The following is a 21651-nucleotide window of genomic DNA, read 5'->3' on the forward strand; positions in this document are numbered from 1 at the left end:
TCCTGCTTCGAATGCCATTGCCTATGAAACCACTGCGCCAACAGAACAACCGACCCGTTATCACCTACAAGCCGCGTGTCGAACCCGCGCCGCCTTCCCACGCCTGGCGGGTGGAGGGGTTTAAGGATGTCTGGCTGCTGCGCAACCGATACGTGGCTTTTGTGCTGGTGGGGGATGCCTTCCGTCAGTCCCCGGCGTTTACGCTACCGGAAGCCGCGCAGCGCTGGGCGACGCAGGTACGTCAGGAAAACGAGATATAAAAAAAGGCCGCAGAATCTGCGGCCTTGTCATATCGGTCAGCGCTTAGCGATGAGCCAGCTCAATCTCTTCTTCGCTGTTGAGGATCTCTTTATCGGTCTGCTTCATCATCTGGCTGGTGATGGTCCCGGCAGTCATGGAGCCGCTGACGTTCAGCGCGGTACGCCCCATATCAATCAGTGGTTCAACGGAAATCAGCAGGGCAACCAGGGTTACCGGCAGGCCCATGGCTGGCAGCACAATCAGAGCTGCGAACGTTGCGCCGCCGCCCACACCGGCTACGCCAGCGGAGCTTACGGTAACGATACCCACCAGCGTTGCGATCCACATTGGGTCAAGCGGGTTAATACCCACCGTAGGGGCAACCATTACCGCCAGCATCGCCGGGTAAAGCCCCGCGCAGCCGTTCTGGCCGATAGTCGCGCCAAAGGAGGCAGAGAAGCTGGCGATTGACTCAGGCACGCCCAGACGACGGGTCTGCGCTTCAACGTTCAGCGGAATGCTTGCGGCGCTGGAGCGGCTGGTGAAGGCGAAAGTCAGCACCGGCCAGACCTTGCGGAAGTATTTCAGCGGGCTGACGCCATTCACGGCCAGCAGCACGGCATGCACGCCAAACATAATTGCCAGGCCCAGGTAAGACGCCACCACGAAGCTGCCGAGCTTAATGATGTCCTGCAGGTTAGAGCTGGCAACCACCTTGGTCATCAGCGCCAGCACGCCGTACGGCGTGAGCTGCATAACCAGACGAACCAGTTTCATCACCCAGCTTTGCAGCACGTCGATTGCTGCCAGCACGCGTTCGCCCTTCGGCGCATCGTCTTTCAACAGCTTCAGCGCGGCCACGCCCAGGAATGCAGCGAAGATAACGACGCTGATGATGGACGTTGGATTTGCGCCCGTCAGGTCAGCAAACGGGTTTTTCGGGATGAAAGAGAGGATCAGCTGAGGCACAGACAGGTCCGCAACTTTACCGACATAGGTGGACTGAATTGCGCTCAGACGAGCGGATTCTGCCGTACCCTGAACCAGACCTTCAGCCGTAAGGCCGAAGAGGTTGGTTACCAGCACGCCTACCAGCGCTGCAATCAGCGTGGTGAAGAGCAGGGTGCCGATTGTCAGGAAGCTGATTTTGCCTAACGAAGAGGCGTTGTGCAGTTTCGCCACGGCGCTCAGAATAGAGACAAATACCAGCGGCATAACAATCATTTGCAGCAGCTGAACATAGCCGTTACCGACCACGTTAAACCACTGAATGGAATCCTTCAGCACCGGGCTGTCTGCGCCATAGATGGTATGCAGGGCAATACCAAACACCACGCCGACCACCAGGCCAACCAGTACTTTTTTCGCCAGACTCCACTGTTTGTGACGCGTTTGCGCCAGCAGCAGCAGCAGCATAACGAACACGATTACGTTCGCTATAAGTGGAAAATTCATCCCCGTATCTCCTGATATTTATTGTAGGCAGATGGGGCTGGCCCATCTTTATGCTGTAAATCGTATCAGATGTGCGCGAGGTCACTTATATTCAAAAGGAATTGATTATTACTAAATGGATAGTTTCGTCCATTTATTGTTCAGCATGATGATTTACCAGGCTATTGAAGGTCATCTGCAGGGAATTAATCATCTGTGACGACCAGCGCACTGCACTGTTATCGGGCAGGCTTTGCGGCATCCATACGGCAAACCCGAACAGCGCCATACACAGAAAACGTTCCAGCTGATTGCCTTTCTGCGGACGGATAACCGGGAAGCGAAAGCGCCAGCGGCACGGCCACAGCAGGGGAACGCCAGCCGGGGTGAGCATATCGGCCACTATATGGCTGAGATAGCCCAGCACCATACCCTGCAGCGCATCGGCCGGGATCACCCAGCTTTCGGGCACTTTCAGGTAGAAAAGGGCCAGTGCGGCAAACACGGCGAACAGGCTGTGGGTGAAGCCCCGATGGCCGCAGGCACGGGCGATGGGCTTTGAGATCCACGGCAGGCGCTGGCCAAGGAAAGACTTAGGGTGGTCAATATCAGGCAGCAGGCAGGTCAGGATGGCAGACGGCACGATGTGCCACCAGTCGCCCTGGGCCAGCACAGGGGTGAGTTCGGCGTTTTTTGCAAATACTGCGCTGGCTATAGAAAAAAGCAGGTGGCCTTCCGCCGTCATGATACTACCTGGATGCTAACTGTCGATTCATCCAGTATAGGGTTTTTGTACAGTAGACGGAAGAGGTGACGCTGTAACATTTTATCACTGCGGTGAATATATAGCAGCGAAGGCCTTCAGCGGGCGAGCCAGCCTCCGTCGACGGCGATTGTGTAGCCGTTGACATAATCAGACGCCCCGGAGGCGAGAAACACGACGGCACCCTGTAAGTCCTCCGGCATTCCCCAGCGGCCAGCGGGGATCCTGTCGAGTATCTCTTTGTTCCGGACTTCGTCCTCGCGAAGCTGCTGCGTGTTATTCGTTGCCATATAGCCGGGCGCAATCGCGTTGACGTTAATACGGTACTGCGCCCACTCGTTGGCCAGCAGGCGCGTCACGCCCAGTACGGCGCTTTTCGAAGCGGTATAAGAGGGCACGCGGATCCCGCCCTGGAATGACAGCATCGAGGCGATATTAATGATCTTGCCACCGTCGTTCTGCCTGATGAACTGCTTTGCCACGGCCTGGGAGAGGAAAAACAGCGACTTAATATTGAGGTTCATCACGTCGTCCCAGTCCTGTTCGCTGAACGTCAGCGCATCCTGCCGGCGGATGGTACCCGCGTTGTTCACCAGAATGTCGATTCTGCCCTGCTGCTCAATGGCCTGCTCAACAACGCCCGGGATGACGGAAGGCTGGCTCAGGTCGGCCTGGATCGCGCTAAAGCGGCGGCCCAGCGCAACGACTTTCTCCGCCGTGTCATGGGGAGTTTTACGGCCCACGCCAATAATGTCGCAGCCCGCCTCGGCCAGCCCTAGCGCCATTCCCTGACCCAGCCCCGTGTCACACCCGGTGACGAGAGCGACTTTGCCCTGCAAGTTAAAAGCGTCAAGAATCATAATATCCCCAGTAAAAGTCAGGCGCGCAGCGGCGCATGTTTTATGAGGATAGGTAGGGGAACTGAGAAATACAAATTAATATGAAATGGCGTTTCAAAATTATGATGGGAGTGGCATTGTTAAGGGCGGGCTTCGCCGCCCCGGGGATTTCAGCCCAGCAGATTTTCTGCTGAGAGGCCAAGCAACGATTCTAATTTTACGTCCGCCAGGCACCAGCGCGGGTTCGCGCGGTTTTCTTCTGCTGGCACAACAATAGAGCGCATACGCGCGGCTTTAGTGGCAATCATACCGTTTACGGAATCTTCAAGCGTGACGCAGCAGAGCGGGTCGACCCCAAGCTTTGCTGCGGCATCCAGGTATACCTGTGGATGAGGCTTGCTGTAAGGTAAATGTTCTGCGGAGGCGATGGCATCAAAGTGCTCGCGTAGAGCAAACATTTCCAGCACGCGCTCAAGCATGTGCAGCGGAGAGGCGGAGGCAAGGCCGACTTTCAGCCCCTGCGCCTTGCAGAGGGTAATGGCCTCACGGACGCCGGGCAACAGCGGCTGACGCTCTTCAACCAGGCTGATGGCGCGGGCAATCACCCGCTGGGTAACTTCCTCGCGTGAAGGACCGTTCCAGGGCTGCTGGGCAAACCACAAATCCACGACCACATCGATGCGCAGTCCCAGCGTATCCGGCAGTTCATTACGGCGGGTGATATCCACGCCAAGAGCTGCCATCACCTCTAATTCTGCTTCATCCCACAGCGGTTCTGAATCAATCAGCAAACCATCCATATCAAAAATTGCGGCTAATACCTGGCGCGTGTCGGCCATCTCAGGACTCCTGTCAGCGTTTATTTTAAAATGATGCCCTTATGAATAGCGGGAAAAGTCGGCGGATGCCACCGCTTTTGTGAAAATCGCCCGCAAAGCTCAGGCGAAATGCGGCAAATCCTTGTAGACTTTGTGCCAGTAAGCTACGTCTTAACAAAGGGGAAAGAATGACGTATCAACAAGCTGGACGCATTGCTGTTCTTAAGCGCGTTGCCGGTTGGGTGATTTTCATACCCACCGTGCTCTCCACGCTGATTTCAGTTCTGAAATTTATGTATCAGCACAGCGAAAAGCAGCCGGGCATCGACGCCGTAATGATGGACTTCGCCCACGTGATGATTGAGATGATGCGTTTCAATACGCCGTTCCTCAATTTCTTCTGGTACAACTCGCCGCAGCCAGATTTTCATCAGCATACAAATATTCTGTTCTGGGTGATTTTTGCGCTGATTTTTGTGGGGCTGGCGCTGCAGGCCTCAGGCGCGCGAATGAGCCGCCAGGCGAAATTCCTGCGTGAAGGCGTCCAGGATCAGCTGATTCTCGAGCAGGCGAAAGGGACCGAGGGATTAAGTAAGGCGCAGCTGGATGCGAAAATCGTCGTGCCACGCCACACTATTTTTCTTCAGTTCTTTCCGCTGTATATTCTGCCGGTGATTGTGATTGTTGCGGGGTACTTCTTCTTCTCGCTGCTTGGCTTTATTTAGCAGACAACCACTCCCGTTCGGGAGTGGCCTTTCCTTATTATTCCGTTTATGCCGCCAGAACGCGATCGAGGGCTTTTTGCGCGTTGACTAAGTGCTGCCCGCCAAACAGGATGGCGCGGTTGAGCAGGGTGTAAAGCTGGTAGAGGGGCTGGCGATCCAGGAAGCCTGGAGGAAGCGGGGAGACGGACTGATAGCCATCATAGATTTGCGGCGGCTGATCGGGATGCAGCGGCAGCATGGCCAGATCGCACTCCCTGTCGCCCCAGTAGCAGGCAGGATCGTAAATAAACGGCCCGTCAGGACCCAGAGCGCAGTTGCCGGACCACAAATCCCCGTGCAGCAAAGAGGGCTGCGGCTGGTGGGAGGAGAGCGCCTGGTGAACAAAATCGACTATCAGATCGATATCCCCCAGATGAATGCCTTTTTCAGCCGCCATTTCGAGCTGCCAGCCAATGCGCTGCTCCGCAAAAAACGTCGACCAGCGGCGCTGCCAGGCGTTGGGCTGCGGGGTAGTGGACAGATCGTTATCAAAATCGAGCCCGAACTGCGGCTGATCGCTCCACTCATGCAGCCGCGCAAGCTGCTGCCCAAGCAGGAAAGCATTGTGGGCATCCAGCGGTTTTGCGGGCAGATACTCCAGCAGCAGGAAGGAATAATCTCTGTCGCTGCCTAATCCCCATACCTTCGGTACGCGCACCGTATTACTCCGTGCGAGCAGCTCCAGCTGATCGGCTTCCGCCGTGAAGATCGGCAGCATTTCCCGCTCATCGCTTTTGACAAAAATCTCGTGACCGGCGTAACGGATCCGCCAGGCGGCGTGGATTTCACCGCCGGGCAGTTCGGTGCGTTGTTCAACTTCAGCCTCTCCCAGCTGCTCACTTAACAGACGACTGATGGCTTGCCACATGATATTTCCTCCCAGTTGCTCTGGTAGATCATTAGCTTGCACTGTTAACCGGGTAAAAACCTGGAACCAACGCACAACCCCGGTCAGGATTTAAATTAAATTACTGTTCGCGGTTCTTTTCCCATGCATCCCAGGTCGTCACAGTGACTTCCGGCTCGACGCCAAGGGCAACGTGTCCTAAACCCTTCGCCAGCTCTTCCACTTCCTGCGGGCTAAGGGCGCTGACCAGCCCGTAAGTGTTGGTACCAAGCTCATGGATTTTCCCTTCGTCATCGCTCAGGGTTAGCAGAAAACCTCCACGTGTCAGGTGGTTATTGAGCTCGTTGATATCCGTAAGGCTCTCTTCTTTGTACTTTACGGTGACGACATAGCGCACGATGTCTCCACTACTCATGGTTCACCTCGTTGTTATCCCAAAGGTTTTAGCATAGTTGATCTGCATGAAATGGCGACTTTTGGCGTAGCGGCCCCCGAAACGGAGGCCGCCCGGTCTTAGCTGCGGAGGTAATCGTAGATTTTCTGCGTATTTTCAAGGGAGCAAAGGCGAGTCCCCTGATTAATTGTTGCGGCGCTACCGGCCGCAACGCCGAAGCGCACCATATCCAGCAGCGGGGCGTCTTCCGCCAGCTTCAGCGTCATGGCACCGACCATGCTGTCGCCCGCGCCAACGGTACTCTGACTTTTGATTGGCGGCGGGACAACCTGCACGTAGCCCGTGGCATCCACGCCCAGGGCACCCTGCGGGCCGAGGGAGACAACAACGCGTAGGGCCTTACCGCTGCTGACGATTTCCTGAGCGGCCTGGCGCACATCGTCCGGCTGGGACAAATCGCGATTCACCAGCGCGCTCAGCTCTTTCTGGTTAGGTTTCACCAGCTCAATGTTGCCGATATCCAGCGTCGCCTTCAGCGCCTCGCCGGAGCTGTCCACGATGCAGCGGATGCCCGCCCCTTGTGCTGCCTTTACCAGCGAACAGAGTTTCGCAACTTCTATTCCCGGCGGCAGGCTGCCGCTGATAACCAGGATGGCGCCGGATTCAATGGCCAGCACTTTTTCTTCCAGACGACGAAACTCATCATCCGTCAGTGCGGCCCCCGGCATCACAAAACGATACTGCTCGCCGGTAGATTCAGCGTGCACGTGAAGATTCTGGCGCGTCCAGTCATGCGCATTTACGGTATCAATGGCGATCTGTTCATCAAGCAACAGAGTAGAGAGGTGTTCGCCGGTTGCGCCTCCTGCCGGGAAGATAGCGGTGGCTTTACCGCCAAGATGTGAAATAGCGCGCGCGACGTTAATCCCGCCGCCGCCAGGCTCAAAAACCGGAGCGGTGCAGCGTAATTTACCTTCCGGATAAATTTGCGGCGTGAGGGTCGCGCTATCGAGAGAGGGAGCAAGAGTCAATGTATAGATGCGTGCCATGGGTCCTCCTTTTTTCATGAATCTTGAGCTTAGCACCAAAAGGAGGGGATAAATTTTAATTAACGTCATGATTTTTCAATTAATTGTCAAAAAGCAAGTGCTGGCTATCTATATGAAAATAAAGATGTTTTGAGAGCCTTCTTATTCAAAAAATGAAAGAGGAATTCATTGCTATGTTATTCGGGCTTTTTTATAATTTGTAACCTTTCTCTGGGGTGCAAACGTTTGATCCCGAGAGAAGATTCCGGAACCTTGGTGGTTTCTTTTTTTGTCGTACGGATTAATAAATGAAGCTTGTTAAGACAGTACCGGCTGCAATCTTGCTGACCGGAAGTGCGCTATTGAGTCACTTTGCAGTTGCAGATACTACGGTTTTCACTGTCATGGATGACCCAAGCACCGCAAAAAAACCTTTTGAAGGTAACCTCAACGCCGGTTATCTCGCCCAGTCGGGCAACACCAAAAGCTCCACGCTGACCGCCAATACCAATATGACCTGGTATAACGATGCAATGGCCTGGTCTCTTTGGGGTAACGCCAACAACACCTCTGCTAACGACGAGCGCTCCTCAGAGACATACGCTGCGGGTGGCCGTAGCCGTTACAACGTGACGGACAGCGACTATCTGTTCGGCCAGGCAAGCTGGTTAACCGACAGATTCAACGGCTACCAGGCGCGTGACGTGCTGACCGCGGGTTACGGTCGTCAGTTCCTGAGCGGCCCGGTACACTTCTTCCGTCTGGAATTTGGTCCTGGTGTACGCTACGACGAATACACCGATGGCGGCCATGAAACCCAGGCGCTGGGCTATGCCTCAGGGATTTACAACTGGCAGCTGACGGACAACGCGAAGTTCATTCAGGGCGTTTCCGTGCTGGGGAGTGAAGATACAACGGTCAACTCAGAGACCGCGCTGGAAGTGGCGATCAACGAACACTTTGGTCTGAAAGTCTCCTACAACGTGACCTGGAACTCTAATCCACCTGATTCCGCGCCGGAGCACACCGATCGTAAGACCGCCATTACCCTCGGTTATAAAATGTAATTACCAAAGCCGGGTTGCCAGACCCGGTTTTTCGGTCCTGCCCGTTCAGTCCTTTCTCAGGTTTAAAAAATTCCTAAATCCCTGTCTCTGTGCGCCCGTCTTGTCCAAAAGCGCGACTTTGCCAACCGGCAATGTTAATATTCTCAACTGCTGAGGAGGGATATATGTTCCTCACGCACAGAGATTGTGTACCAATCTGGCAATTGTTGGTCAGATGGCTACACAGCTAAATGAATTTACATAACAATTTCTGTTGCATGTGATCTTACGTGTAGACCGCACCCGTCGTTTCCCTTGGTTCATTTCCGTTTCATATTCTCCCACGAAAGCCCCGGCAGCATTGACTTCAAGCCCTTTGGGTGTTTCACTCCGTTTTCATTGATTCCACTTTGTGCCTTAAAAATCGTGTACACAGCGATGTACACAGCAAATATGGTGTACACATGCTCACGGACGCTAAACTCAGGAAGATTCACGGCAAGCCGATCCCCAAACGAATTGAACTATCAGATGCTAATGGTTTGTCGGTTCGTGTAACTCCGACCGGTGTTATTGCCTTCCAGTATCGTTACAAGATTGGTGGTAAGCCGAAGCGAATGACACTTGGGCAATATGATGAACTGTCACTTAAAGAAGCGCGAGAACAGGTCATTGAGTACCGTAAGATGGTGGCGGTCGGGCGAGATCCGATTACTGCGCGGAATATGCATATTGAAGCCAACATTAAAGCCGCCTCCGTTGAGGATTGCATTAACGCTTGGTTGGCTAGCGCATCAACCAGCCGACTGGTAAAGCGTGACCACTGGGAGAGGGCGCTTAACCGCCATGTCGTAGCGTACGTAGGCAAAATGTTGGTGGATGAAATGGCTATATCTCACTGGCAGCCTGTTTTTAAACGTATGAGGGAGAACGGTGCAGAGACCTTTGCGGGGGAAATCCTGTCCCGGATGAAGACGGTATTTTCTTACTGTATCCGCACTGAAATGATAAAACGTAACCCGGTGGCAGAACTAAGGATCATAGATGTCGGTACGCCAGCAAAAAACGGTAAGCGACATTTTAGCGATAAAGAAATCGGCGCGTTCTGGCACGCGGTAGATGCATCAACAATCACATATCAGAACCAACTAATGCTAAAGCTATTGCTTTTGACTGGTTGTCGCGGGGTTGAAATGCGCCTGGCGAAGAAATCTGAATTTGATCTGGAAGGGAGAGTGTGGCGTGTTCCGGATGAGAACTCGAAGACAAGAGAACCGTTCGAGAGAGGATTATCAGTTAAGGCTGTCGAGCTCCTGAAGGATGCATTTTCTCTGTATAAAGACTTTGCTCAGGTATTCCCACCCGCGACTAAGAAGGAAGATCGCCCAATGGCGGCGGGCGTTTTGTTGAATCTGGCGAAGCAACTACGTGAGGACATGGACATTGAGCATTGGGCCATCCATGACCTGCGCCGAACGGCAAAAACAAAGATGAGTGAGTTGGGTGTGGCGCCTCATGTATCTGAAAAAGTGCTGGGCCATAAACTTGGCGGCGTCCTTGCGGTCTATGACCAGCACAGCTACCTAAAGGAGCAGCAAGAGGCGCTTGACCTTCTTGCTGCTCACATTCAGTCATGTGTTGACTCAACCAGCCCCTGACTCGCCAGAAAGCGCATGACATCGCAATAACGGTATTGCTCGCCACCGCGCCCGGGGTTTGTACCGGGTGCTTTGCCTGGGAAAGGGGTCCCTGCCTTTTGCCACTCCTGGCGCTTACGCCAGAAAGTAGTTCTGGAAATACCGCCCAGCATTTGCTGAACAGTTTCCCGGTTGATTACAACTGGCGGAATGGCTATTGCGTGTGATTGACCTTTAAACATGCTTGCCTCACTACGGCCCCGCCTGGGGCCGTTAGAATTGATAATTGAAAATCAGTCAGTGCGCCTGCGCTGGCAGGTTACGTAGCTTGCGAAATCCGGTCATGGCCGTGGCCACGTAGCTCGCGGTCCGGTTCACCACCTCGACGGTGACCTTCATGCCGTCCACGTCGACGGTGTAGTTTGTTCTCACCTTCTGCCGACCATATTCCCCATAAGCTTTCTGATGCGCTGCCAGGGCCGCGTCGCATGCCCGGCGCCCGATGGGTGATTTTTTGCTACGATTTATCAGTCTCATAACGTCACCTTTAAGCGGGAGGGGTTACCCTCCCGGCGGAAGTTAATCAGCAATATATTCAGGACGCATGTCAGTCAGGGTGATGCTGAAATGATCGTGCAGTTCCTCACTGAGGTGCCGTTTTGCGGCGGCCAGCATGCGCTCAACATCTGCGAAGCGTACTGCGGCTTCCGGCTCGCCCGGGTTCGGCAGGGAGTTGATTGCAGCCTCTACACGGTTCTGGTGATCTACGCGGTGATATCGCGCCACTGCCTTGTTCTTGAGTTCGGTGTAAATGGCGTTACCCAGCGCAGCCTTCGCTGACTCAACATCAGCACGAATAGCCTTTGCTGCATCGACATCCTGTACCGCTTCAATCCGGGTGCGGAACGCATCCGCCAGGCCGTCAGTGTTTACTGTCGGCTCCTGCGTGCTGGTGGCTGACTGTTCGGAGGCAATCTCTTTCAGGCTAACGCGCTGAATTGATGCTGGGTTTATCTCGCGCTCTGGTTTAGCCTCTGTTTCATCAGCGGTATAAACGCCGAGAATGACCTCCGGGCAGTAAAGGCGAGCCCAATATTTCACGGCGAGATATGCAATTTGCTGTTTTGGGTTTGATACCCATAGCGGGGAGTTACGCGTCACCACCCCAGACAGATAAACCGGCTCCCCCCACGTAATTTCACTCTCGCCGCGAAGGATCGCACCCACCTGGACGAACAGTCCGGCTTCGTCTTCATCCTTCCATCCCCGAACCCGCTCAGTAACGGTGTACTTACCATTTTTACCGGTTTTCTCTCGTGTCACTTCGCTTGTGGTTGTGCAGCGTTCCCACTCACCACCGTAGCGGTAATGGAAGCGCCCCTTAATGGCGCTGGAGCTGGCGATCACTGCGTTTACAAGCTGCGCTTCGTAACCCAGGACCCCATTAACAAGATGCGTTTTCTGGGCCACCGCGTAAGGGTTCATTCCCCATTGCATGGCCTGCATTACGATTGCCATACAGTCTGCTGGCTTGCCGGCAAGATGCGCGGGAACGGTAACTGCTGATTGCGCCATGAGACCTGCAAACGCTTGCAACTGTCCGAGCGCCTGAACATTAAAAATGGAGTTGCTGGCAGAGATGGTGTTAGGTGCCTGCTGCTCTGTCGTTACGATGTTAGTGTTTTCCATGTTCATTCCCCTTATGCCAGGCGCAGCGCTTCGAGGCGGCGCAGGTCAAAATCATTCAGTTCGTCTGTGTAATCCGTAGTGATCGGAGCTGGCCACTCACCTGTATCGAAGCCGTTAGCTATGGCGCGCATAGCTTTGCGATATTCCAGCATGCCCAATTCAAGCAGCTCTTCTGATGCCTCGATAATGGCTATCCAGTGGTAGTTCTCGTCTTTGTTAACGAAAATCCAGAAGAACTGATCCAGCGCTGCGGTTTCGCAGTACATGGCTGCGCTGAGGTGATAATCGCGATCGATTATTTCCCGGTGTAGTCTGGCGCGAAGGCCTTCCTGCTTAACGTTCCACATGCTGATGGTTTTGAGATCAGCGCCGAGGCGCACGCCATCCAGGTCGATTTCAAGGTCAGGGCGCACGCGCACTTCCAGCCCGGTTTCGTCGTCGAAGCCGAAGTAGCTCACCTCAACGGCGCGGCTCGGGTGTGTCAGCAGCATGCCAGCGGTTGGGTGCGACAGTAACGCAGACTGAATGGCCAGTGCGGTGCTCAGCTGCTGGCGGGTGACCAGAACTTTGCCTTCCGGGTTATCTCGCCATGCGTCCAGCAATTCGTCAGCGAATACCGCATCCGGCTTCACAGCCTTCACCGCCTGGATCATTTCCGCTTTGGTGCCGGACACTTTCAGCGGTGCCGGTTTCTGCGCTTCCTGCGCCACCAGGTCAGGATTGATGCTCGCTAGTTGCTCCAGCAGCGCGTCACGGCTGCCGCTGGTTTTCACCGGCGCGGGCAGGGTGGCGTTGTATTCTTTGATGCAGGCCTTCATCGCGACAGCGGTCTGCTTCTGATCTGCTTCGATACGCTGGAACTCAGTTGGCAGCGTCATATAGCTCTGCGCTGTTTCTTCCAGGCTGCCGCCCATCGGCACCTGCGCGGGCAAGGTGGCGTTGTGCTCTTCCAGCAGCGCTTTGATTTCATCAGCGCTAAGCAACGCCGGCAGACTGGCGTTATGTGCATCGATAAAGGCGCGTAGGGTCGACGCGGTGGTGAACGCACCTTCAGGTATTACTGGTTCAACGCTAAACTCTTTGTCCAGTTCGTCAGGCTGCAATGCCAGCGCATGAACGAGATTTCCAATGTCCAGGACGGGTGATCTTTCTTTAATGATGGTTTTCGAAACATGACGCGCATCGAAGTACATCAGGCTTACACGGGCGTCTTTCACCTGCGTGCTGCTGATACCGTTCGCAGCGTGGTAAACCTCGTTTGGCAGCCCTTCGTAACGACCTGGCTCGAAGTAAGCCGGGTACTCGACGGCAGGCATTGGTTCAGCGTCGGTTTTTACTGCGGCAGCTGCTTCCGCACTATCTGCATTAGCGCCTTCGCTTGTTGAAACCTCAGGACTACCCGCGATTTCGTTACTGTCAGCCGCTTCCATCTGCTCATTGCTGGTGGTCTCCATGGCGAGAGTGTTTTTAGCCGGTATGTTTTTTCTGGCTTCATGCAGTTCTGCATGCAACTCGTCGTAAGTTTTCTTTTTAGGTTTTTCTGCAGCAGGTACATCGTTGACTGAGGCCGTTGCTGCCTGCCCACCGACTAACCCTTCAACAGTGAACACCCCGTCGCCCATGCTGGTTATTTCTGGCTGTTCTTTGGTGCTGACCGTTTCGGTATGTTTTTGCTCAGAGGCAGCAGCATCACTGGTTTCGTCGGTGGTGATCGGTGCATCAGAATTTTTTGCCATCGCGACCGTTTCAGCATCTGGCGCTGCGTGGTTCGACTCAGTGAGTTTGGTATTCACCCAAACCTGGTGACTACCAGGCATCATGTGGATGTTCGGCGCGGCACTACGGATCACAGCAAAAATAGCTGCGCGGGAATAATCCAGAATGCCCGGGCAGTGGCGAAGTTTTTGAGACCATTCTTTCCAAGGAGATTCTTTGCCCGCGACCATTTCTTTGGCGCGGCGATAAACGCCCCCTGGAATGTTATAAATATCGAAATCCATTGGGAGCAGGGCGCATGCGATTTCTATATCAAGGGTGTCAAGCGTATGAGTAAGGGTCGGGTCGCGGTCTGTTTTGTTCATGCCCCCGGCTGTTGCGCCTGATTCGATACGCTCTTTGCGATAACGCGTGAGCCATTTATCAACTACGTCAGCCCGGTGTTTGCCATCTTTATCTGACGTGTCGTTGATTGCCGCCATCCATTCCTTCGCGAAAGACAGGATAAGATTGAGAGCTGGGGCCTTACCGTCGAGCGGCCAGATTTTTTTGATATTGTTCAGCAGTGATAAACGGATGTGATTGAAGCAGTGTTTGCAGGCTTCCACTGAGTTCAACGCAAGCAGCACGTTTTGCAAATAGCTGTCGTCAGTATCCATCGCCGCGGCATTAGCTGCAGCGCGTTCGTTTGGCGTCGCCGTGTACATGCCGCCAATCCAAAAGTGGGCAAGCTCGGTATTAAATGGCAGCGTGTGGCTGTCGACGATATCTTCATCGCTAAGGTTGCGGATCTCGTCGAGGCGTTCTGAAACTTGCTCAAAGGATGGTGCTTCGAATTCAGCGCTCGCATCAAATGGCGCCGGGCTGGCTGACGCGGATACGTCAGGAGTAACGGTTGTTTCAGGCTTCTTGCCAGCTTCAGCAGAAACTATTTTTTGCCACGTTCTGCCGTCATCGTCGAGCTCGTAACGTTCGCACCAGGTCGCGTCCAGTAGTCTCTCAACTGGAAGATCATCATAAACAGGCACGTCTGTGCGCACCGGGAGCTGGTAATCAGCGCCGCGGCCTGTCTCGATTTCGTTATCTTCCAGGATATTCATGATTTCACGATCGGCGCGAGAGTCTGACTTGCAATCGAACCAGGTGAATAAATTAGGCTTACCAGCTTTAGGCCGCGCCTTGATCAGATATGCGTACATCATTGCTTTTACGCTCCTTTGGGTTATAGAATCCCCGAGCCATTGATAGCGCCCATTGGGTGGTATTTTTGGTCTTACAGATTTCCAGCGTGCTTTGGTCGGTTCCGCTGGACGTAGAACCCGCTTCGGCGGGTTTTTGCGTTACCCCTCGTGGGCCATTTGGTCGTGACTGGCACACTGCTTACAGCAGTACTCTTTTTCCTTGCGAGCCAGCTGGTTACCGTTGCGATAGAGCAGGGTGCTCTTCACTACATCGCCCGGTTTAACCGACTTGCTGCAATACCCGCATTTGATTTCCACTCTTCCTCCTCAATGAATCAGCGGCTGAGCATGCTCACTACTGGATGGTGACCGCACTGTACTCCGGCATGAGGGCGAACACCTGGAGTGACGGCGAACTGCGCCGCAAGGCCGCTGGGGAGCTGGCGTTGATGGCGGCAAAAATATTCAGAGGTGAGCACATCCCCGAACCGAAGATGATGCTTCCAGTGCTCGGTGGCAAGCCTGTCACCCGGCAGCATGGCCTGGCGATTATCGCAGAGCTTCGCGCTAAGCATGGTTTAAAGGGGAAATGCTGATGAGAAGCAAAGACCAACTGGCGGTGATCGCCTACCTGGACGAGAACCGTACGGCAACGCACAAAATACCTGGGCTGGGAGAACAAACACAATAAGTGATGCGTTATGTGAGGGTATAAACTTTTACGATAGTTCTTCTAACCACAAGATTATGATCGAAGCTTTAGCGTTATAACGCAGAAAAACTACGTCTCATAATTAATGAGGCGTGAATAATTCCGCGCTGCGTAGCACTCATGTGGAAAAGTATAATACATAGGGCGGAAGGACGTTGATAAAAGGAATTGAACTATGAATCAACAAAAAAATAGTAATCTATTTTCGCCAGGTTTATAATGTTTGCCGTTCGACTCGTTGTTACTGAGGGGCGTTATATCGATGGCGGAGTGTTTTGTTTATTATCAATAGGTTACTTACAGGTTAATTATTTAATGTGGATTGTCTTTGGGAGAAAAATTACTAAATTACTAAATTACTAAATTACTAAATTACTAAATTACTAAATTACTAAATTACTAAATTACTAAATTCAATTTCAAAGAGAATATCGTGAAAACATCAAAAACAATCCTCGCTATCTTAATCTCGAGTGGCTTCGCTCTTTCTGCACAAGCAGCCGATACAACCGCACAAATTTTTGACCAGGCGAATGTTAATTCGTTTACATTAGCAGGGGACAACGGCGCAACGTATCATCTTGATGCTATGTCGTCCGATATCGCTACGAATTTTAATTATATCAATAATATGTTAGGTGATATTTCTACACTTAATAGCCATGTCGGCGCGTTAAACGCCAATGAAAAGACAATGGAAACGCAGATTAATACTCTGACTACTACAACTATCGGACAAGAAAACCGTATAGCTGCAACCGAAGGTGACTTAATTTCTTTGCATTCGGATGTAAGCGCTAACACTCAAGCCGCTGCGGCTGCTCAAGCCGCCGCGACTACTGCGCAAACTACAGCAACAACGGCGCAGACTACGGCAAATTCAGCGCAGACTGATGCGACGGCTGCGAAGAATGACGCTGCAAGCGCTAACACTAACGCTATAGCGGCCCAAGCTGATGCAACAAACGCCGTTGGTCTTGCGACCACCGCGCAGACCACCGCCACGACAGCGCAAACCGATGCGGCAAACGCTGTTACCGTTGCCAACACCGCGCAGACCACTGCAAACAGCGTTAAAGCTATTGCCGACGGTGCGAATGCTACAGCAGTTTCCGCGCAGAGCACGGCCATAACAGCGCAAACTGATGCGGCAAATGCTGTTAGCGCAGCAAACACTGCCCAGACCACGGCAAACGGTGTTAAAGCCGTTGCCGATAGCGCCAGCGTTAAAGCAGCTGCCGCGCAGACTACTGCAACAACCGCCGATTCCCGCGCGGCCGTAGCGTTTAATAACGCGGCGGCAAACCGCCAGGCACTCGACGCCACAAACAAAGCGGTAGCAGATCACTCCGCCGAGCTGGCCAACCATGAAACGCGTATCGAAACCCTCGAGGCTAAAAACTCTGCGAACTTCGGCAAGCTGAAAAGCCAGGTCGAAGAAAACCGCAAAGTCGCAAGCGCGGGCGTTTCCGGCGCTATGGCGCAAGCAAACATTCCTCAAGTAATTCAGGGCCAGACCTTCGCCGTTGGCGCGGCGGTGGGTGGCTATGATGACCAGAACGCGCTGGCGGTAGGCTTCTCTGCTCGCGCGGCCGAAAATGTCGTGGTTAAAGTCGCAGTTTCCGACGATACCGCGCACAAATTCGGATACGGCGCAGGTGTGTCCGTAGGCTGGTAAGCAGTAAAGGGCCGCTGGCACGGCTCTGATTTCGATGGTCGTTAAGCAAAGGCTCATGGCTGGCACTATGGGCCTTTTTTACAGCGTGTTCACACGTAGAGATGAAAGCATGAAATATTTTATGGAAGGTTTTCTTGTAGCTGCCGTACTAATTGCATTGTGCGCCTTTATTATAAATTGTGTTTACGTCGCTTTACAGGCTGCTTCCGTATGATTCGTGAACCGTTTGTATATGTTCTTTTCTTCTTAGCATTGGCTGATATTTTCGTCTCCTATCTGTTTTTTGAGGAAGGGCAAGCTTATTTTGCGGCGTTCGTTCTTACCGTATCCCTCTATGGGATATGGACTATTCGCAAGGCATTTAGCGAGTTGATTACACGGTTAAGTTATTGGTTGCTGCGTCGGGAAATTCCAAAAATTATGGCGAGCTTCAAAAAACATGACATGAAAATAAAAATCCAGACGAGTTGTGAAGGCTAGGGCGGCCAAATGGTTGCTACAAATTCGAACAAGTGTTCAAGTAAACAATTATGCAGGGGTATGAAAATGGGAAAGATAATATTAATGATAGTAGGACTTTCTTTATTAACTGGGTGTACGCCTGCGATAGACATGGCTGAAGCTCAGGCGCAGACAGATTCACAACACGCACAAGTGGCGCATAAAGCGCCAACAATCATTAAGCATTATAACGGCATGACTATTAAGCGCGATAAGCTCGGTATGGTAACAATTGATGGCAAACCGACAACGAATGACGAAAACACGGCTACAGCAAGCGTATATTCTTCCGGTCTTGATGCTGTCATTATATACAAAAATGGCAGCATAGCGGTTATGCGTGAAGGCCGATTTCAGGATTGGGCTAATTAATACTTGTAAATAAGTATGAAGCCAGCCATTTATGCAAAGGTTATCTAATGAAGAAAGTAATATTGGCAGTTGCCTTTTGGGCACTCACGGGCTGTTCCACGCATAAATCCATACCAATGGATTCACCGGAAATGGTTGAGTTCCAATCACAATATATGGGGGCTATTACTAAAGTGTTTCCGTCGATATACAAGGAAAACCATAATTTGGGGGCCTGTGCTTTTGAAATTAAAATTGACCGCGTAGGAGCAACGACCGATGTGACCCCATTAGGGGCCACAGCAATTTGTATAGATATCGCGATAGCTGTTCAGGTTGCTAAGCTGGCCAATATATTACCAGTTGCGCCTAAACGACTTTCGCCTGGACGAGCTACGTTCTCAGTTGCATTTAGTAATACACACGTGTGATAGAAAACTTTGAGGTGGCTACTATATTGCCGTTCTTATGAAGTATCTAAAAATAAAACATTTGATAATTGCGGCAGTGTTCCTTCTGGCCGGTTGTACTGTCATGCAGCCGAACGGCTGTAACAAAACGCGTGCGCTCGATAACTGCAGCATTACCGAGACTTCGACAGGCTTACCGGCAAATGCGGTGATTTCTGGCTACGCTGGCGAGATCAGAAACGCAATCATAGAGAAATTTTATAATGATGAATCTTACCACGGTAAGAGCTGCATGCTACGCCTCGATTTAGCGCGCGACGGAACTGTAAACGGAGTAAAATCAGAAGGTGGCGATCCGGCGGTGTGCCAAGGCGCCATTGCTGCGGTGAGGATTGCAAAGATTCCGCCAGCGCCGGACGAAGAAACATATCAATTATTCAAAAATGCACCCATAGACTTTAAACCTTGATAGAAGGGCGGCCATTAGGTCGCCTTTTTTATGGCCGCCATTAGCGGCTTAAAAGATCTATCGCATCCCATTGATCGCAGAAATTGAAAGATTAGCGAGCACCTAATTGAAACAAATTTACAACACTTAGTTCAGTACTGTTGACTGTAGAGTTTTGTTCGTCAGTGTCTAGTGTTAATGCATTACATGAAGTGTCGAAATGCAGTCGATCAAGCTGCTCGAATCGACAGATTTACCGTTAGGAATAAGATAACGATAATGTTCAAATTTTGAACCGATGCAGCGCAAAAGATTACCCAAATCATAGAGATAAATAACCTTGCGTAGACACATGGTTTTTGTGCATACTTGGGAAAAGAAAATAATACTGTGTTTATGTACAGTCAATGCGTGCTAGATGTTTGCATAGTGGCAGCAGAAACTGTTGAAAGTATTTTTAGAGATTTTGATTCCCGTGCAGGTTATTAGGAAAAAAGGCGACTTTGCTACAGTGATTACGCATAGCCGAGATGGCTTTGCAAAGTGGGATTCTGGGTCCCGAAGATTAGGCAATCCGTAAGGGGGTTGATGTGTCTCAAGTTAGTTCTGAGGGGAATGATTATTACTATCTGGTAAGGCATTCTGATGGCGCAGTAGCATGCTCTTTTAAACTCAGGGTGGGTGAGCGTCTGCTATTGAACAACGATGGCCTGGAGATAGGCCATAAGCATCTTCAGAAGGATGAGCGCGTCATCTCGCGTGCAACGCTGGTAGAAATGGTCAGAGAGATATCTGCCAGCAATTGACCTTTGTTAAGCGAACCTTGCATAATATCTAAATCGGCTTGAACAACCGATAACCTGAGAACGATGCGCCACGGAGAACACCATGGCGCAGTTACAACTCATCAAGCACTCATCTGGAATCCTGATACCGGCGACGCCCGATACCAGCGATTATCTGCATTCTAAAATCAAACTCGGCGCCGTGCTGGTTGCTGACTTCAAGCGGGTCCGCAACCCGGCCTTTCATCGTCGCTTCTTCGCTCTGCTGAATCTCGGTTTCGAATACTGGGAGCCAACCGGCGGTGCTATCTCGTCCAACGAACGTAAGCTGGTGACCGGCTATGCGCGTTATCTTGCTGCTTTTGGCGGTAGTGAATCTTCGCTGCTTGACGCTGCGGAGCAATACCTTGACCGCGTGGCCAGCAAGCGAATCACGAGCGGCAGTATCAGCGCCTGCAAATCCTTCGACGCGTACCGCGCGTGGGTGACTGTAGAAGCCGGGCATTACGACGCTAACCAGCATGCTAAACAGCAGATTGCAATGCAGTCACAGAGAGCCGCGACTGATATCAAAGATGCTATTGCGGCAGATGACTGCGCTCGTCGGCCTGTGCCTATTGCCGCTGCTAACCGGCTGCGGGAATACGCGTACGGTTTACGTGCAGGTTCCAGCGGTACCGCTACCGGCAAACCTGACAGCTGAGACGCCACAGCCCTATATCTCAGACCCACTGTCTTACGGAGATAGCTTAGATCTGAACGTAAGCCTGTTATCGGCGTTGGGCCAGTGCAATGTCGATAAGGTGGATATCAGGAAAATCGAGGATGCTCGTTCACGTGTCAGTGAGTGAAAATGCCTGCATGAGAAAAAAGCCCTTACGAATTTAATCCAGTAATTCGTAAGGGTGGCTAAATAGCCTTCATTACAAGTAACGTGCCGACAATACGCTTGTTTGTTGAAAAAGCACGATTAATTAAACTTCAATTAATCAATTATTAACCAATGATTAACAATGGGTTTTCTGTTATGTCCTTCTGATACAATGAATTGTGTTATTCGGGCTGAGAGAAATTACACAATGCATTAATATAATTAACATTATGTTCGGTAGTCTTGGATTATTAATTCACATCAACATGGGTAGATCCAGCGTAATGGCATTATAGCCGGATTAACCATATGCCTGGCGACGACGTTGATCGCGAGCTGCGGGACAGCTGGACCCGTAAAGGTTGAGGTAGTGGACACGGTTTGCGACTGAGTTAAGCCCATTTACGCTAACCAGCAGGCATGTGAGTCGGTTAACCATAACTTGGCCTGCAGATGGATTAACTAAATCAAGGTTAATGTCTTTCGTTGCAGCACTTCCCAAACCGACGTTTAAAAGATTGTCCTCACGCCAACCAGCAGATAACTTCCCGCATATTTTGTACCTTTTAGGGAGTTCAAAAAACATGCAAATTGGCTACATTCGCGTATCAACAAATGAGCAAAACACCGATCTACAGCGAGAAGCGCTGGAACGGGCAGGATGTGAACAGTTTTTTGAAGAAAAAATGAGCGGAACGGTTGAGAACAGGCCAGCGCTAAAAAGGGCTCTTAAAGCCCTTTCACCTGGTGACACGCTTGTCGTCTGGAAACTGGATCGCCTGGGTCGCAGTATGCGTAATCTGGTGCTGCTGGTGGATGAATTAAGGCGACGCGAGGTGCATTTCCGTAGCGTTACGGATTCCATCGATACCTCCTCTTCGATGGGGCGATTTATTTTTCACATTATGAGCGCGCTTGCAGAGATGGAGCGTGAACTTATTGTTGAACGAACGAGGGCCGGTTTAGCTTCCGCACGAGCAAAGGGGCGCATCGGCGGCCGACGGCCAAAGCTGTCGGCAGAACAGTGGGAGCAGGCAGGGCGATAAATAGCGAATGGAACCCCCAGGAAGCAAGTTGCGCTAATTTATGACGTAGCGATGTGTACGCTCTATAAGAAATTCCCGGTCTCATCTGCGACATGATTACTCTTATGACGATGAGCAATAAATCGACAGTCGTAAAAGAGCTGAAAAATTTACATAGCCGGTAATGGCATAATTGATGATGAAGTTTTAACTAATCAAGGCAAGGAACTTAACTTAGGTGCGGGATGGGCGATGTACATACCATTTGGGAGGAATTCATAGGCGCTGATATGGCTGGATAAATAAATACATAAGGATGGCTTCATTATCTTGAAAAAAATCATCTAAAAATCTACGGTTACACTGTAAGAGGAAAAAACACAACAACGAATGCAGGGGTAATCCTCCCGAAAAACCGGTGTGTTCATAAGTAGAATTTTCTCGTAATCTGAACCGGGGAGATCTCTATGAAAA

Annotated in this window: 19 protein-coding genes and 5 pseudogenes; 13 read left to right on the forward strand and 11 right to left on the reverse strand. The window is 51.7% G+C overall.

What is annotated here, in order from left to right; genetic code table 11:
* Positions 1-11: 11 nt before the first annotated feature.
* Entirely contained in the window at positions 12-260 is a 249-nt protein-coding gene (gene cedA, locus AAE045_RS21745; protein WP_455549473.1) for a cell division activator CedA, read from the forward strand.
* Positions 261-303: 43 nt separating this feature from the next.
* Here the strand turns inward: cedA and AAE045_RS21750 are convergent, their stop codons facing one another.
* The 4 genes from AAE045_RS21750 to hxpB form a co-directional block, all read right to left on the reverse strand.
* Entirely contained in the window at positions 304-1695 is a 1392-nt protein-coding gene (locus AAE045_RS21750) for an L-cystine transporter (protein ID WP_455549474.1), read from the reverse strand.
* A gap of 133 nt (positions 1696-1828) precedes the next feature.
* Positions 1829-2419 (reverse strand): metal-dependent hydrolase, encoded by a 591-nt coding sequence (locus tag AAE045_RS21755; protein ID WP_455549475.1) that lies wholly within the window; start codon positions 2417-2419, stop codon positions 1829-1831.
* 116 nt (positions 2420-2535) lie between these two features.
* Positions 2536-3297: a 2-dehydro-3-deoxy-D-gluconate 5-dehydrogenase KduD gene (gene kduD / locus AAE045_RS21760; protein ID WP_455549476.1), complete on the reverse strand. Its 762-nt coding sequence runs from the start codon at positions 3295-3297 to the stop codon at positions 2536-2538.
* Between the two features lie 149 nt (positions 3298-3446).
* The gene (hxpB, locus tag AAE045_RS21765) at positions 3447-4115 is read right to left on the reverse strand and encodes a hexitol phosphatase HxpB (protein ID WP_455549477.1); all 669 of its coding nucleotides are present in this window, start codon (positions 4113-4115) and stop codon (positions 3447-3449) included.
* Between the two features lie 167 nt (positions 4116-4282).
* Here hxpB and AAE045_RS21770 point away from each other — a divergent pair, with 167 nt between their 5' ends.
* The gene (locus AAE045_RS21770; RefSeq protein ID WP_455549478.1) at positions 4283-4819 is read left to right on the forward strand and encodes a YniB family protein; all 537 of its coding nucleotides are present in this window, start codon (positions 4283-4285) and stop codon (positions 4817-4819) included.
* A gap of 46 nt (positions 4820-4865) precedes the next feature.
* Here AAE045_RS21770 and AAE045_RS21775 read toward each other — a convergent pair whose 3' ends face one another.
* The 3 genes from AAE045_RS21775 to pfkB form a co-directional block, all read right to left on the reverse strand.
* On the reverse strand, positions 4866-5726 hold the full coding sequence (locus AAE045_RS21775; RefSeq protein ID WP_455549479.1) for a fructosamine kinase family protein: 861 nt from the start codon (positions 5724-5726) through the stop codon (positions 4866-4868).
* Between the two features lie 100 nt (positions 5727-5826).
* Positions 5827-6120: a type V toxin-antitoxin system endoribonuclease antitoxin GhoS gene (gene ghoS / locus AAE045_RS21780; RefSeq protein ID WP_455549480.1), complete on the reverse strand. Its 294-nt coding sequence runs from the start codon at positions 6118-6120 to the stop codon at positions 5827-5829.
* A 98-nt stretch (positions 6121-6218) separates the two neighbouring features.
* The gene (pfkB, locus tag AAE045_RS21785) at positions 6219-7148 is read right to left on the reverse strand and encodes a 6-phosphofructokinase II (RefSeq protein WP_455549481.1); all 930 of its coding nucleotides are present in this window, start codon (positions 7146-7148) and stop codon (positions 6219-6221) included.
* Positions 7149-7435: 287 nt separating this feature from the next.
* On the opposite strand from pfkB, the gene AAE045_RS21790 reads away from it, so the two are divergent.
* Positions 7436-8194, forward strand: coding sequence for a DUF481 domain-containing protein (locus AAE045_RS21790; protein WP_455549482.1), 759 nt, complete (start codon positions 7436-7438; stop codon positions 8192-8194).
* A 443-nt stretch (positions 8195-8637) separates the two neighbouring features.
* On the forward strand, positions 8638-9831 hold the full coding sequence (locus tag AAE045_RS21795; protein ID WP_455549483.1) for a tyrosine-type recombinase/integrase: 1194 nt from the start codon (positions 8638-8640) through the stop codon (positions 9829-9831).
* Positions 9832-10107: 276 nt separating this feature from the next.
* Here the strand turns inward: AAE045_RS21795 and AAE045_RS21800 are convergent, their stop codons facing one another.
* The 4 genes and pseudogenes from AAE045_RS21800 to AAE045_RS21815 all read right to left on the reverse strand — a co-directional run bounded on the left by AAE045_RS21800 (position 10108) and on the right by AAE045_RS21815 (position 14714).
* Complete coding sequence (locus AAE045_RS21800; protein WP_455549484.1) at positions 10108-10347, reverse strand: DUF4060 family protein; 240 nt, start codon at positions 10345-10347, stop codon at positions 10108-10110.
* Between the two features lie 42 nt (positions 10348-10389).
* A pseudogene (locus tag AAE045_RS21805) lies at positions 10390-11554 on the reverse strand (RecT family recombinase).
* Positions 11520-14417: pseudogene (locus AAE045_RS21810) on the reverse strand (RecE family exodeoxyribonuclease); the annotation flags it as partial. The pseudogenes AAE045_RS21805 and AAE045_RS21810, both read right to left, overlap by 35 nt.
* A gap of 138 nt (positions 14418-14555) precedes the next feature.
* Positions 14556-14714, reverse strand: a complete 159-nt coding sequence (locus AAE045_RS21815) for a YdaE family protein (protein ID WP_455549485.1) — start codon at positions 14712-14714, stop codon at positions 14556-14558.
* Between the two features lie 38 nt (positions 14715-14752).
* Between AAE045_RS21815 and AAE045_RS21820 the strand changes: the two are divergent.
* The 9 genes and pseudogenes from AAE045_RS21820 to AAE045_RS21860 form a co-directional block, all read left to right on the forward strand.
* Positions 14753-14992, forward strand: a pseudogene (locus tag AAE045_RS21820) (replication protein P); the annotation flags it as partial.
* A 549-nt stretch (positions 14993-15541) separates the two neighbouring features.
* On the forward strand, positions 15542-16786 hold the full coding sequence (locus AAE045_RS21825; protein WP_455549486.1) for a YadA C-terminal domain-containing protein: 1245 nt from the start codon (positions 15542-15544) through the stop codon (positions 16784-16786).
* A gap of 210 nt (positions 16787-16996) precedes the next feature.
* Entirely contained in the window at positions 16997-17266 is a 270-nt protein-coding gene (locus AAE045_RS21830; RefSeq protein ID WP_455549487.1) for a hypothetical protein, read from the forward strand.
* A 66-nt stretch (positions 17267-17332) separates the two neighbouring features.
* A complete protein-coding gene (locus tag AAE045_RS21835; protein WP_455549488.1) occupies positions 17333-17659 on the forward strand; it encodes a hypothetical protein in 327 nt (108 codons plus the stop codon).
* 47 nt (positions 17660-17706) lie between these two features.
* Positions 17707-18069 (forward strand): hypothetical protein, encoded by a 363-nt coding sequence (locus tag AAE045_RS21840; RefSeq protein ID WP_455549489.1) that lies wholly within the window; start codon positions 17707-17709, stop codon positions 18067-18069.
* A 37-nt stretch (positions 18070-18106) separates the two neighbouring features.
* Positions 18107-18517 carry a cell envelope integrity protein TolA gene (tolA, locus tag AAE045_RS21845; protein WP_455549490.1) on the forward strand — a complete coding sequence of 137 codons (411 nt, stop codon included), beginning with the start codon at positions 18107-18109 and terminating at the stop codon, positions 18515-18517.
* Positions 18518-19384: 867 nt separating this feature from the next.
* Positions 19385-19801, forward strand: a pseudogene (locus AAE045_RS21850) (DUF1367 family protein); the annotation flags it as partial.
* A gap of 1 nt (position 19802) precedes the next feature.
* Positions 19803-20132 carry an Rz1-like lysis system protein LysC gene (lysC, locus tag AAE045_RS21855; RefSeq protein WP_455549491.1) on the forward strand — a complete coding sequence of 110 codons (330 nt, stop codon included), beginning with the start codon at positions 19803-19805 and terminating at the stop codon, positions 20130-20132.
* 604 nt (positions 20133-20736) lie between these two features.
* Positions 20737-21294, forward strand: a pseudogene (locus tag AAE045_RS21860) (recombinase family protein).
* Positions 21295-21651: the final 357 nt, after the last annotated feature.

Origin of the sequence: Dryocola clanedunensis, assembly GCF_038405435.1 — a bacterium.
GTDB lineage: Bacteria > Pseudomonadota > Gammaproteobacteria > Enterobacterales > Enterobacteriaceae > Dryocola > Dryocola clanedunensis_A.